Below are 11,935 nucleotides of genomic sequence, written 5' to 3' on the forward strand. Positions count from 1 at the left end.
TTCTGGATTTTTTAAATTATTTTACGAATTTAATACAAACTGGTTCAGGAACTTTTACGTCTTTTTGAAGTAATGTAAGTGCACCAGTTTCTTTGTTAACACCAAAAACAGTAACGTTATTGCTGTTTTCGTTTGTTGCAACTAAGATTTCGCCAGTGTAGTTCAGGTCGAAGTCACGTGGACCCACGCCTTCTACAGGTGTTGTTGCTGCAAGTGTTAGTGTACCGTTTTCGGCAACTGCATAACTAACGATTGCATCTTGGCCACGATTTGAAACATATAGGAAACGACCATCAGGAGAAATATGGATAGCGCTACCTTTATTTTCTTTGTCAAAACCTTCTGGAAGAGAAGCGATTGTTTGAATAACTTTTAACGCACCAGTAGCTTCATCGTATTCAGCAAAAATAACTTCGGAAGTTAATTCTGTCATGATATACACATATTTAGCATTTGGATGGAAAACAAGGTTACGAGGACCGCTTCCTGGTTTTACGTCTAGCTCGGTTACTTTTTCAAGTTTGCCAGCGTTAGCGGAATAAGTCGTTACTTTGTCCGTTCCAAGGTCACATGTGATAACGTATTTTTGTTCTGGAGTAAAGCCAGCAAAGTGCGCATGTGGTTTTTCTTGGCGTTCGTGAACACTTTTACCAGTATGTTGAATGGTTGAAACAGAGGGCTTTAAAGCGCCATTTTCTGTTGGGTAGCTTACGATTGTGCCTAAGTGGTAGTTAGCAGAAACAACGATAGAACCATCATGAGACGCATCTACATAACATGGCGGGTTACCTGTTTGAACATCTTGACCGATGAAAGTAAGAGAACCGTCTTCTTCAACAGAAAAAGCTGCAACTCCACCTTTATCGCCATCTTTTGCTACAGAGTAAACGAATTTTTCGTCATCTGAAATTTTAAGATATGTTGGATTGTCCATTTTTCCAGCTAATTTATTTTCTTTGATTTCGCCGGTAGTTTTGTCGATTACTAAGCGATAGATACCTTGGCTCTCGGCTTTGGTATATGTACCGATATAAGCAGTTGCTTGATTTTTTGACATGCCAATTCCTCCTATATATAAGATATTTCCTAGTTAATTATAGCATAGTAAAGAAAAGATAGAAAAATATCACGATTATTGCATTAATGTTACATTTTATTATTAAAACAGCATTTTTGATTTTTATGAAATATTTTTGTAATAAAAGTATTGACTAAGACATAAAAGTAATGTAAGATATACTTATCCCATAGAGATTGTCATTTGAAATAAGCTAATTGAAAATAAATTACTTCCCCCATAGAAATATTCTTAATTGCTTATTTCAAATAAACACTCCTTTAAGATAGTTGTAGCACAGAATTTCCCAGATTCTGTGCTATAATTATGTAGAAATAGAGATGCTCTGAAAATGAGGCTCTCTTTTTTTATGACCTCAAGGAAAGTAGGATGAATAAAATGTCCATTCAAACAATTTTTGGAAATGGCCAATATAATTGGATTAATATCGATACGGATAATACAGATAAACTAGCAGATTTTTACGAAGAATATCATATTGACGATGAAGTAATCGCGTATTCGATTGATAGAAATGAACGTGCTCACTTTGAATACGACCAAAAGACCAATACTTTTGTCATTGTGTTTAATGTGCCAGATCAAAGGAAAATTGATAACCATTATGAGACAATTCCAATGGTTTTTATAATAAAAGATAAGCAATTAATAACAATAACAAACAATGACAATCAATATATTACACGAAAAATGAAGCGTTATTTAAAAGAATCAGATGAAGTTACTATTTTTCAATTTTTATTCAGTAGTTTGTATTTTATTATGGATGCTTTTTTTCCATATGTGGAAGAAATGGATACGGATAGAAGGACGATTAATGACAAATTGAAAATTAAAACGACGAAGAAAAATTTATTGTCATTATCAGATTTGGAGACTGGTATTGTTTATTTTGTTTCCGCATCTAAGCAAAATGCAGCGTTACTTGAACAAATGAAGGCTCATATGATTTACCGAGAGCTAAATGAAGTGGAAAAAGAACAATTTGAAGATGCTTTAATTGAAGCGAGACAGCTTGTGGAAATGACCGGGCTGAGTTCTCAAATCTTACAGCAATTGTCAGGTACATATAATAATATTTTGAACAATAATTTGAATGATACGATGAAAATTTTAACGGCGCTATCCATTTTATTGACGGTTCCTACTATTATTACGGGCTTCTTTGGAATGAATATGCCACTTCCGCTAGAACATAATACTTTTGGGTGGATTGTGACGATTTTTATTAGTGTGATTCTATGGTTCGGACTTTCTTTTATTTTACGAAAATTAATGAGATAACAAAAAAGCCCTTCTTTCGGATAGAAAGAAGGGCTTTTTAAATTAAATAATACCTTGAGAAATCATTGTATCTGCTACTTTGAGGAATCCGGCGATATTTGCGCCGATAACAAGGTTACCAGGTGCGCCATACTCGCTTGCAGCATTGCTTGAATTTTTATAAATATCTTTCATGATGTTTTGTAAATGTTCGTCGACTGTTTGGAAAGTCCAGCTCATACGTGTGCTGTTTTGTGCCATTTCAAGTGCTGATACGGCAACACCACCAGCATTGGCAGCTTTTGCAGGACCGAATAGAACTTTATTTTCGTGGTAAATATCCACTGCATCAAGGGTAGAAGGCATGTTTGCGCCTTCTGCAACAGCGATAACACCATTTTTTACAAGCGCTCGGGCTTGATCAGCATTAATTTCATTTTGAGTTGCACATGGTAGTGCGATATCACATGGAACGGACCATACGTCGCCGCCTGCGTAATATTCTGCAGATGGATGAATGGTTGTGTATTCGCTAATGCGTTTGCGTTCTACTTCTTTTAATTGTTTCACGGTCTCTACTTTGATACCTTCTTTGTCATAAACAAAACCAGCAGAGTCGCTACATGCAACTACTTTAGCACCTAATTCGTGTGCTTTTTCGATAGCATAAATCGCAACGTTACCTGAACCAGAAACGACGATTTTTTTGCCGCGAATGGTTTCACCAGCTGCTTCTAACATTTCAACGGTGAAATAAACAAGACCGTAACCTGTTGCTTCTGTACGAGCTAAACTTCCGCCGTAAGAAAGGCCTTTACCTGTAATTGTACCGGCATCATAAGCGCCGCGAAGGCGTTTGTATTGCCCAAATAAGTAGCCAATTTCACGACCACCAACACCAATATCGCCAGCAGGAACATCTGTATCAGGACCGATATGTTTTTGTAATTCAGTCATAAAACTTTGGCAGAAACGCATTACTTCTGAGTCTGATTTTCCTTTTGGATCAAAGTCAGAGCCACCTTTACCGCCACCGATTGGTAAGCCAGTTAGGGAGTTTTTGAAGATCTGTTCAAAACCGAGGAATTTGACGATGCTTCCTGTTACAGAAGGGTGGAAACGAAGACCACCTTTATATGGACCAATTGCGCTATTGAATTGGACCCGGTAACCGCGATTTACGTGTACTGTGCCAGAATCATCCACCCATGGAACTCGGAAACTGATAAGGCGTTCGGGTTCTGTTAACTGTTCTAAAATGCCATTTGCTTCGTATTTAGGTTCTTTTGCAAGGGCTGGGATAACAGAGTTTAAGAATTCTTCAACTGCTTGGTGGAATTCCGTTTCGCCAGGATTCCGTTGTTTAATTGTTTCAAACACTCGAGCTGCGTATTCTTCGGCTGCCTTTGTGTCGTTTTGGATAGTGGATGTTTGTGCCATACTATAATCGCTCCTTGTTTAAATATTTTGACTATAAGGAAAAGTAGAAAACCTGACGCAAATACATGCAATGTTATAAAGAAGAAAAACATTGGCTTGTGTGCGTTAAGTAGGTCAACTTTTCTTACCTATGTTGTTAGTTTACACATTGTTGAGAATATTTTCAAGCATAAAAACCAATTTTTCTGAAATTTTTTAAAATGTAGTTAATGAGAACGTTTGCTTAGGTTTTAATGAGTAGATATAGAAGATGTAACAAAAAAATAACCGCACCAGGGGGATGCGGTTAAGGGAGTATTAGGGAGAAATAATATTAAAGCGAGCCAAGGGATAAGACTAATTCGGATACTAGAATTATTGCTCTAACATTATTTGCTTTCTCTTGGGAAAAATGAAAGCTCTCCACATAAACAAGTATATAAAAAATGAATTTAAAAATCATGCGCTTTTTCTTACAAAAATGATCTCTAAGGTTACGAAAATGTCATGTTTTTATAAATCGTTAATTTCTTTACGGTCGCGAGTGGTGCTCAATTTTCCTTCTCGTTTTTGGAGCTCCGTTTGGATGGCAACTAATGGAATATTTTTTTCGGCTAAGAGAACGAGCAAATGATAGGCCAAATCGGAGACTTCGGCAATTAACTCTTGATTATCATTTTTAGCGGCAATAACGACTTCGGTTGCTTCTTCACCAACCTTTTTGAGAATTTTATCAAGGCCTTTATCGAACAGATAGTTGGTATAGGAGCCTTCTCTTGGTTGAGTTTTACGCAGTTTAATTTCTTCATATAGGTCATTTAACATTTAAAAATCCTCCTTTATGAGATTGAAAAAGCAACTTTTTTTGCCGGTGTGGCAGGCTGGACCGATTTGGGTTACACGGATAAGTAATGTGTCGTTATCGCAATCGGTCCAGATTTGTTTTACTTTTTGAGTATGTCCGCTTGTCGCGCCCTTATTCCAAAGTTCGTTTCTGGAGCGCGAAAAAAACCAAGTATAGCCAGTTTCAAGGGTTTTTTGGTAGCTTTCTTCGTTCATATAAGCAAGCATTAAAACGTTGCCATTTTGATCGTCTAGGATAATAGTTGGGACAAGCCCCTTAGAAAAATCAACAGAAATCATGGACGGATATTCACTCCTTTTTCAAGTAAGGTTGTTTTGACATTTTTGATGCTTAGTTCGCCGTAGTGAAAAATGCTTGCAGCGAGCGCGGCGGTTGCCTTTGTTTTTTCAAAAACTTCAACCATATGTGCGGCATTACCACAGCCGCCCGAAGCAATGACTGGGACGGAAACTGCTTCTGAAATTGCTTTTGTGAGCGGGATATCGTAGCCGTTTTTGGTACCATCACCGTCCATGCTTGTTAGTAGAATTTCACCAGCACCGAGTTGGACTGCTTTTTTGGCCCATTCAATAGCATCAAGTCCGGTATCATTTCGACCGCCTCTAGTGAAGACGCTCCAGTTTGTGCCATTCCATTTGGCATCAATTGCGACAACGATACATTGGTTTCCGAATTTTGCTGCTCCTTCTTGGATGAGTTCTGGCCGTTTGATGGCGGCGGAATTGAGCGAAATCTTGTCGGCACCAGCTTGAAGGAGTTCTTTCATGTCAGAAACACTACTGATACCTCCACCAACTGTGAGTGGAATAAAAACTTGCTCGGCAGTTCGTTCCACAACATCTATCATAGTTTGACGGAGTTCGACAGTTGCTGTGATATCAAGAAAAACGAGCTCATCGGCACCAGCTTCATTATAAGCTTTAGCAATTTCGACGGGGTCACCGACATCTGTTAAGGAAACAAAATTAACACCTTTGACAACTCGACCTGCTGTGACATCAAGACATGGGATGATTCGTTTAGTAAGCAATTTGTTCCACCTCTACAATATCTGACATAGAAATATGATGATTATAAAGGGCTTTTCCGGCAATTGCTCCGTATAAGCCGAGTTGGGCGAGTGCTTCCAAATCTGCGCGACTGCTCACTCCGCCAGAAGCAATTAAACTAACTTTAACGTGTTCTTTGAGATTTGCCATTTGTTCTAAATTAGGTCCAGTTAGCGTGCCATCACGGCTAATATCAGTGTAAATGATTGTCTCAACACCCACTTTTTCCATTTGTTTAGCCAAATCTAAATAGCTTACCTGACTGACATCTAACCAACCTCTTGTTGCGACAAAGCCGTTTTTGGCATCGATACCTGCTGCGATTTTAGTTCCGTATTTTTGGACTGCCGCACGTAGGAAATCTGGATCTGTTAGAGCGGCGGAACCTATAATCACACGGTCAATGCCGGATTCAAGATAATAATCCACTTGCGCCATGCTACGAATTCCTCCACCAACTTGAACGGGGATTTTAGCTGCTTTTTTCATTTTTTGGATGATTTCTAGGTTGATGGGGCGTCCTTCTAATGCACCGTCGAGGTCGACGATATGCAAATAGGTTGCGCCGTCTGTAGCAAATGCTTTTGCTTGGGCAATTGGGTCTTCATTGACAACTGTTTTTTTAGAGAAGTCGCCTTGGAAGAGACGGACGCACTGTCCATTTTTTAAGTCTATTGCTGGGAAGATTTGCATGAACGAATGACCTCCTTAAAACCTTTTAAAATTTCAAGACCGATTTGGCCACTTTTTTCAGGATGGAACTGTGCTCCGTAAATATTGCCGTTATTTATCATGCCAGGAATATTAATAGAATAGCCACTTGTTGCGATAATGTAATCTTCAGGACAGTTGGCATAGTAAGAATGAACGTAATAGACATATTCTCCAGCGAGTTTTTTTGTAAGCGGGGTGGTGCGTTTGATTTCTAGTTGATTCCAGCCCATGTGTGGAACGGCAAATGCGGATTCGTCTGGTAGCATATCGACATGACCGGGAATGAGGCCGAGTCCTTTAGTATAGCCATGTTCATTACTTGATTCGAGTAAAAGTTGCATACCAAGGCATACGCCAAGAATTGGTTTACCAGTGGCAGCGATTTCTTTTAAAGTTTTATCAAGCCCGCGCCGAATGAGTTCTTTCATAGCTTCAGGATAAGCGCCAACTCCTGGTAAAATAACGCCGTCAGCCTGTGAGATTTCTGTTGCATCACTAGAAATTTTGTTTTGTAGTCCGATGAAATCAAGTGCTTTGCTGATACTTTTCGTGTTTCCTGTATCATAGTCAATAATTACAATCATTTACAGGACCCCTTTAGTTGAATTTACACCTTTGATTTCTGGATTAATCGTGATTGCTTCGCGAAGAGCACGACCGAATGCTTTAAAAAGTGCTTCGATTTTATGGTGCGTGTTTTTGCCATAAAGGACGCGGAGGTGGAGGTTCATTTCGGTATTAAAGGCGACTGCTTGGAAAAATTCTTCCACTAATTCTGTGTCAAAATCGCCGAGTTTAGGGTTTGTTAATTCGGCGTCAAAAACTAGATAAGAACGTCCGCTTAAATCTAGTGCGCAAAAGCCAAGTGATTCGTCCATTGGGACATAAGCAGAGCCGTAGCGATTAATGCTCGCTTTATCAGCAAGTGCTTCTTTTAAACAAAGTCCGAGTGTGATTCCGATGTCTTCTACGGTGTGATGCGCATCGACATAGGTATCACCATCTGCTTTTACATTTAAAGTTACTCGGCTATGCTTGGCGAAAAGGGTAAGCATGTGATCCAAAAATCCGACTCCAGTAGAAATAGTTGATTCTACTTGGGAATCTAGATTAATGGAGAGCTCTATAGAAGTTTCAGCAGTAACACGGGTTTTAGTAGCTGTTCTCATTTAGTTTTCCTCCTCGAAACGAATTTGAATGGCTTTGGCATGGGCATCTAGGCCTTCTTTTTTAGCAAGTAAAACAATAGCGTCTTTTTCTTTTGCGAGTGCTTCTTTTGTGTAAGAAATAAAGGCAGAACGTTTCGTGAAATCTTCCACGCCGAGAGGAGAGAAGAATTTCGCGGTACCACTTGTAGGTAAGACGTGATTTGGTCCGGCAAAATAGTCGCCAAGAGGTTCCGATGCATAGCTTCCTAAGAAAATCGAACCGGCATTTTTAATTTGATTGAGGTAATTCATTGGATTTTCAAGTTGTACTTCTAAGTGTTCAGGAGCGATTTCGTTCATAATATCAAACATTTCTTGCGTATTTGCTGCGATAATGATTTTCCCTTGTGTTTCGATGGATTTCTGAGCAATCGCTTTTCGAGGTAAATTTTCTAGCTGTTTATTAATTTCGTTCTGAGTTTCCTCGGCGATTTTTTTACTAGTAGTGATTAAGATAGCACGAGCTAAAATATCATGCTCTGCTTGGGAGAGTAAGTCGGAAGCAATGAAAGCGGGATTGGCATTTTCATCTGCGAGCACGACGATTTCGGATGGACCAGCTATCATGTCGATATCAACTAAGCCAAACACTTCACGTTTGGCAGTGGCGACATAGATATTTCCAGGACCGACGATTTTATCTACTTTAGGGATGGATTCTGTTCCGTGAGCAAGAGCTGCGATTCCATGCGCACCACCAACTTGGTAAATTTCGTCCACACCAGCTAGTTGAGCCGCGGCTAAAACGTGAGGATTAATACCGTTTTCGGCAGGAGGGGTGATCATTACGATTCGCTTTACTCCAGCAATTTTGGCAGGCAACACATTCATTAATACCGATGATGGATAGGCTGCCGTGCCACCGGGAACGTATATGCCGACGGTTTCTAGTGGACGAATTAATTGACCGCGAATGACGCCATCTTTTTCGCTATCAAGAAAAGCATGTTGTTTTTGCTTGCTGTGGAAACTTTCGATATTTGCTTTTGCTTGTTGGAGTGCGACTAGAAAGGCAGGGTCGACTTTGGAACTTGCACTTTGGATGTCAGCGGTCTGGACGCGTAGTTCGGTGAGCCGTACGCCGTCAAACTGGGATGTGAAGTCAAACAGGGCTTGGTCGCCATCTTTTTTTACTTTTTCGATAATCGATTTTACTTCGGATTCGACTTGGAGTGAATTATTGGTATTGTTTTCTGCTTTGAATTCGTTTAATAGCTCGTTTATTGTTCCGGTTAAAATTTTCATTCAGCGAGCTCCTCCTTTATCGCTTGTTCTAATTGGTCGATTAAATGGAAAATTTGCGTTTTATTTTGTTTTAAGGATGCTTTGTTAACAATTAGACGGGCGGAGATTGGATACATTTTTTCATAAATAATTAAGCCATTTTCTTTTAAAGTGGAGCCAGTTTCGACGATATCTATGATGGCATCAGCAAGATCAAGCACTGGTGCAATTTCGACGGATCCTTCGATTTTGATAATTTCTACATCTTCGCCTTTTTCACGGAAAAATTTGGAGGCGACTGTTGGATACTTGGTAGCAATGATTTTTCGTCGATAACTGCTCGGGTCAAAATCAGGTGTAGAAGCGAGACAAAACTGGCATTTACCGATTTCAAGGTCGAGCATTTCGTAATGAGATTTGGATGCTTCCATTAAAACATCTTTACCAACGATTCCAATATCCGCAACCCCATGTTTCACATAAGTCATGACATCAACTGCTTTTACTAAAATAAAAGAAATCGGTTGAGTGCTACTATGAAAGATAAGTTTGCGTTTTTTATCTGTCATAGAAGAACAGTCAATCCCAGCTTTTTCCAAAAGGGCTACTGCGTCTTTTTCGAGGCGTCCTTTCGTTAGCGCAATTTTTAGAGCTTTCATAAGTCTGCCTCCCTTTGAAAAATAGTTTGGATGCCTTGCCTCGAGACATGGATAACGGCTGGAATATGCCATTTTTTTGCGAAAGAGATAGCGTTTGTCGGAGTTTCAAAAAAACTTAATTCGCTATTTGGTGTTTCTTGCATGAGTTTTTCTGCTTGTTGGATTGCGTCTAGGTCGTAGTGAATTAAAAGGCTTGTAGAAACTTGCTTTTTGATGACGCCAGCGCGGTTTTGTAGGGTTGTGAGGGAGTCAAGATTAAGAGCCAAACCAACTGCTGGGGAGGAAGCGCTGGTGAATTGTTCTAGGAGGTGATCGTAACGGCCGCCGCTTAAAAAATTATCAGCAGCAAGGTCAGCATATCCTCTAAAAATTATACCTGTATAATAATGAAAATCTTGCACGAGTCCTAAATCGACACTAATATCTGCTGTGTAAGAAACAGCTTCCACAATGGTTTCCATTTCACGCAGTGCCGTTAAAATGCCTTTGTCCGTTGTTAAATTTTTGGCTTGTTTTAAAATCGCTGTCGCTGGTCCAAATAATCGTGGTAGTGCTAAAATGAAATCGTCAAGCGTACTCGGATTATCGGCTACAAATCGCTTAATACCAGTTAAACTTTTATTCTGAATCAGCAAGCGAAAATCAATTTCAGCTGTTTCGGAGAGATTTAAAAGGTTGGTTACGCGTCTATAAATTGCTGCATGTCCGAGTTCAATTTGAAAATTCGGAATTTCTAGAGCATTTAAAACTCCAATCCCAATCAAAATGCATTCAATCTCTGCTTTAATCGAAGGGTAGCCAATGATTTCAATACCTGCTTGCGTTTGTTCGTTTTGTTCGCCACCAAAATCTTCATTTGCGCGAAAAATTTTTCCGCTATAAGAAAGTTTTAGAGGGAGCATCACACCAGTGGTACTAACAACTCGACCAATCGGAAGTGTCATATCCGGCCTAAGAACCGTCAAGCGACCTTTTTCGTCAAAGAAACGATACAACTTCGCATCGGCTTGATGTTCAGAGGAAAAGACATCTTCAAACTCGATAACAGGCGTTTCAATCCGCTTAAATCCGCGTTTTTCAAAATAATGATTCACTTGTTGCTCAATTTTGTATGCAGCTCGTGCTTCACGAAAAAGTTTATCACGTGTTCCAGTTGGTAAGTTCTTATTTAAGTTCATCTGGTTAGCTCCTTTACGATATTTTAGTTTATTAGCATATTAGCACGTTAAAGCGTTTTTGTAAATAATGAATAGAAAAATAGTTGCTTATGGTATAATTAGTGTACCATTTAAAGCACTTGGGAAAAAGAATTTTGAAAGAGGGTTGAATATGAAAAGAGACGGGCACACGCATACAGAATTCTGTCCACATGGTACGCATGATGATGTGGAGGAGATGATTTTAAAAGCGATTGAACTGGATTTTGATGAGTATTCTATAGTTGAACACGCGCCGCTTTCGAGAGAATTTATGAATAATACTGCTGGGGACAAGGAAGCGGTGACGACAGCGAGTATGGCGATGAGTGATCTACCTTATTATTTTAAGAAAATGAATCATATAAAGAAAAAATATGCGAGCGATTTATTAATACATATTGGGTTTGAAGTGGATTATTTAATTGGTTATGAGGATTTCACGCGAGATTTTTTGGATGAGTATGGGCCGCAAACGGACGATGGTGTTTTATCGCTACATTTTTTAGAGGGGCAAGGTGGTTTCCGTTCGATTGATTTTTCGGCGGAGGATTATAATGAAGGAATTGTGCAATTTTATGGTGGGTTTGAACAGGCGCAACTCACTTATTTGGAAGGTGTGAAACAGTCGATTGAAGCGGACTTAGGACTCTTTAAACCGCGGAGAATTGGGCATATTTCATTGTGTCAGAAGTTTCAGCAATTCTTTGGAGCAGATACAAGTAATTTTTCAGGGGAAGTAATGGAGGAATTTCAGGCTATTCTTGCTTTAGTAAAGAAGCGTGACTATGAGCTTGATTTTAATACGGCGGGACTGTTTAAGTCACTTTGCGGTGAAACCTACCTACCTAAAGAAATCGTGACGTTAGCTAGAGAGTTAAAGATTCCATTAGTCTATGGGTCTGACTCGCACGGCGTTCAAGATATAGGGCGTGGATATAACACTTATTGCCAAAAATGATCTTTCATTTTGACGTGTCCATTCTCTTTAAACTTTACACCTTCTGATAAAAGGAGTTCGCGTTGTTCTTCCCAACCCGGAACAAGCCGACCTGCTGCATTTACAACACGATGGCAAGGCGTAATCTGGTCACGCTTCGAATGTTTCAGTGTAGCGCCTACGAGTCTGGCGTTTTTAGGAAAGCCAATCATATAAGCGATTTGGCCATAAGTCGTTACTTTACCGCGCGGAATTTGGCGCACGACCGTATAAACACGTTCTTCAAAATCTGCTGGAACCATTACGTACCTCCGTTTGTT

The 11,935-nt window shown here is 39.6% G+C and carries 14 protein-coding genes; 2 read left to right on the forward strand and 12 right to left on the reverse strand.

What is annotated here, in order from left to right:
- Positions 1-16 precede the first annotated feature (16 nt).
- Positions 17-1,057, reverse strand: coding sequence for a lactonase family protein (locus CKV70_RS02855; RefSeq protein ID WP_003721352.1), 1,041 nt, complete (start codon positions 1,055-1,057; stop codon positions 17-19).
- Between the two features lie 399 nt (positions 1,058-1,456).
- Between CKV70_RS02855 and CKV70_RS02860 the strand changes: the two genes are divergently transcribed.
- A complete protein-coding gene (locus CKV70_RS02860) occupies positions 1,457-2,362 on the forward strand; it encodes a magnesium transporter CorA family protein (protein WP_003721353.1) in 906 nt (301 codons plus the stop codon).
- A 42-nt stretch (positions 2,363-2,404) separates the two neighbouring features.
- On the opposite strand, the gene gdhA is transcribed toward CKV70_RS02860, so the two are convergent.
- From gdhA to CKV70_RS02910, 10 genes are all read right to left on the reverse strand, one after another.
- Positions 2,405-3,781 (reverse strand): NADP-specific glutamate dehydrogenase, encoded by a 1,377-nt coding sequence (gene gdhA / locus CKV70_RS02865; RefSeq protein WP_003721354.1) that lies wholly within the window; start codon positions 3,779-3,781, stop codon positions 2,405-2,407.
- 492 nt (positions 3,782-4,273) lie between these two features.
- Positions 4,274-4,585 carry a phosphoribosyl-ATP diphosphatase gene (hisE, locus tag CKV70_RS02870; RefSeq protein ID WP_003721355.1) on the reverse strand — a complete coding sequence of 104 codons (312 nt, stop codon included), beginning with the start codon at positions 4,583-4,585 and terminating at the stop codon, positions 4,274-4,276.
- Entirely contained in the window at positions 4,586-4,903 is a 318-nt protein-coding gene (gene hisI / locus CKV70_RS02875) for a phosphoribosyl-AMP cyclohydrolase (protein WP_014600569.1), read from the reverse strand. It abuts the gene before it with no gap.
- Entirely contained in the window at positions 4,900-5,655 is a 756-nt protein-coding gene (hisF, locus tag CKV70_RS02880) for an imidazole glycerol phosphate synthase subunit HisF (RefSeq protein WP_010989517.1), read from the reverse strand. The genes hisI and hisF overlap by 4 nt, the downstream gene beginning before the upstream one ends.
- Positions 5,645-6,367 (reverse strand): 1-(5-phosphoribosyl)-5-[(5-phosphoribosylamino)methylideneamino]imidazole-4-carboxamide isomerase, encoded by a 723-nt coding sequence (hisA, locus tag CKV70_RS02885; protein ID WP_003721358.1) that lies wholly within the window; start codon positions 6,365-6,367, stop codon positions 5,645-5,647. Before hisA ends, hisF begins: the two co-directional genes overlap by 11 nt.
- Positions 6,346-6,972, reverse strand: coding sequence for an imidazole glycerol phosphate synthase subunit HisH (gene hisH / locus CKV70_RS02890; protein ID WP_014600570.1), 627 nt, complete (start codon positions 6,970-6,972; stop codon positions 6,346-6,348). Before hisH ends, hisA begins: the two co-directional genes overlap by 22 nt.
- A complete protein-coding gene (gene hisB, locus CKV70_RS02895; RefSeq protein WP_003721360.1) occupies positions 6,973-7,557 on the reverse strand; it encodes an imidazoleglycerol-phosphate dehydratase HisB in 585 nt (194 codons plus the stop codon).
- Positions 7,558-8,841 (reverse strand): histidinol dehydrogenase, encoded by a 1,284-nt coding sequence (gene hisD / locus CKV70_RS02900; RefSeq protein ID WP_014600571.1) that lies wholly within the window; start codon positions 8,839-8,841, stop codon positions 7,558-7,560.
- The gene (gene hisG / locus CKV70_RS02905; protein ID WP_003721362.1) at positions 8,838-9,479 is read right to left on the reverse strand and encodes an ATP phosphoribosyltransferase; all 642 of its coding nucleotides are present in this window, start codon (positions 9,477-9,479) and stop codon (positions 8,838-8,840) included. The genes hisD and hisG overlap by 4 nt, the downstream gene beginning before the upstream one ends.
- Complete coding sequence (locus tag CKV70_RS02910) at positions 9,476-10,657, reverse strand: ATP phosphoribosyltransferase regulatory subunit (protein WP_003721363.1); 1,182 nt, start codon at positions 10,655-10,657, stop codon at positions 9,476-9,478. Before CKV70_RS02910 ends, hisG begins: the two co-directional genes overlap by 4 nt.
- Before the next feature lie 151 nt (positions 10,658-10,808).
- On the opposite strand from CKV70_RS02910, the gene hisJ reads away from it, so the two are divergent.
- The gene (hisJ, locus tag CKV70_RS02915) at positions 10,809-11,636 is read left to right on the forward strand and encodes a histidinol-phosphatase HisJ (protein ID WP_014600572.1); all 828 of its coding nucleotides are present in this window, start codon (positions 10,809-10,811) and stop codon (positions 11,634-11,636) included.
- On the opposite strand, the gene CKV70_RS02920 is transcribed toward hisJ, so the two are convergent.
- Positions 11,621-11,917 carry an MGMT family protein gene (locus CKV70_RS02920; protein ID WP_009924768.1) on the reverse strand — a complete coding sequence of 99 codons (297 nt, stop codon included), beginning with the start codon at positions 11,915-11,917 and terminating at the stop codon, positions 11,621-11,623. The two genes, hisJ and CKV70_RS02920, sit on opposite strands and share 16 nt — an antisense overlap.
- Positions 11,918-11,935: the final 18 nt, after the last annotated feature.

This window comes from Listeria monocytogenes (assembly GCF_900187225.1).
GTDB classification, from domain to species: domain Bacteria; phylum Bacillota; class Bacilli; order Lactobacillales; family Listeriaceae; genus Listeria; species Listeria monocytogenes.

What these genes read in the sequence shown, in the direction of transcription:
- CKV70_RS02855 (WP_003721352.1), bottom strand. Translation starts at nt 1,057, where the DNA reads ATGTCAAAAAATCAAGCAACTGCTTATATCGGTACATATACCAAAGCC.
- CKV70_RS02860 (WP_003721353.1), top strand. Translation starts at nt 1,457, where the DNA reads ATGTCCATTCAAACAATTTTTGGAAATGGCCAATATAATTGGATTAAT.
- gdhA (WP_003721354.1), bottom strand. Translation starts at nt 3,781, where the DNA reads ATGGCACAAACATCCACTATCCAAAACGACACAAAGGCAGCCGAAGAA.
- hisE (WP_003721355.1), bottom strand. Translation starts at nt 4,585, where the DNA reads ATGTTAAATGACCTATATGAAGAAATTAAACTGCGTAAAACTCAACCA.
- hisI (WP_014600569.1), bottom strand. Translation starts at nt 4,903, where the DNA reads ATGATTTCTGTTGATTTTTCTAAGGGGCTTGTCCCAACTATTATCCTA.
- hisA (WP_003721358.1), bottom strand. Translation starts at nt 6,367, where the DNA reads ATGCAAATCTTCCCAGCAATAGACTTAAAAAATGGACAGTGCGTCCGT.
- hisH (WP_014600570.1), bottom strand. Translation starts at nt 6,972, where the DNA reads ATGATTGTAATTATTGACTATGATACAGGAAACACGAAAAGTATCAGC.
- hisB (WP_003721360.1), bottom strand. Translation starts at nt 7,557, where the DNA reads ATGAGAACAGCTACTAAAACCCGTGTTACTGCTGAAACTTCTATAGAG.
- hisD (WP_014600571.1), bottom strand. Translation starts at nt 8,841, where the DNA reads ATGAAAATTTTAACCGGAACAATAAACGAGCTATTAAACGAATTCAAA.
- hisG (WP_003721362.1), bottom strand. Translation starts at nt 9,479, where the DNA reads ATGAAAGCTCTAAAAATTGCGCTAACGAAAGGACGCCTCGAAAAAGAC.
- CKV70_RS02910 (WP_003721363.1), bottom strand. Translation starts at nt 10,657, where the DNA reads ATGAACTTAAATAAGAACTTACCAACTGGAACACGTGATAAACTTTTT.
- hisJ (WP_014600572.1), top strand. Translation starts at nt 10,809, where the DNA reads ATGAAAAGAGACGGGCACACGCATACAGAATTCTGTCCACATGGTACG.
- CKV70_RS02920 (WP_009924768.1), bottom strand. Translation starts at nt 11,917, where the DNA reads ATGGTTCCAGCAGATTTTGAAGAACGTGTTTATACGGTCGTGCGCCAA.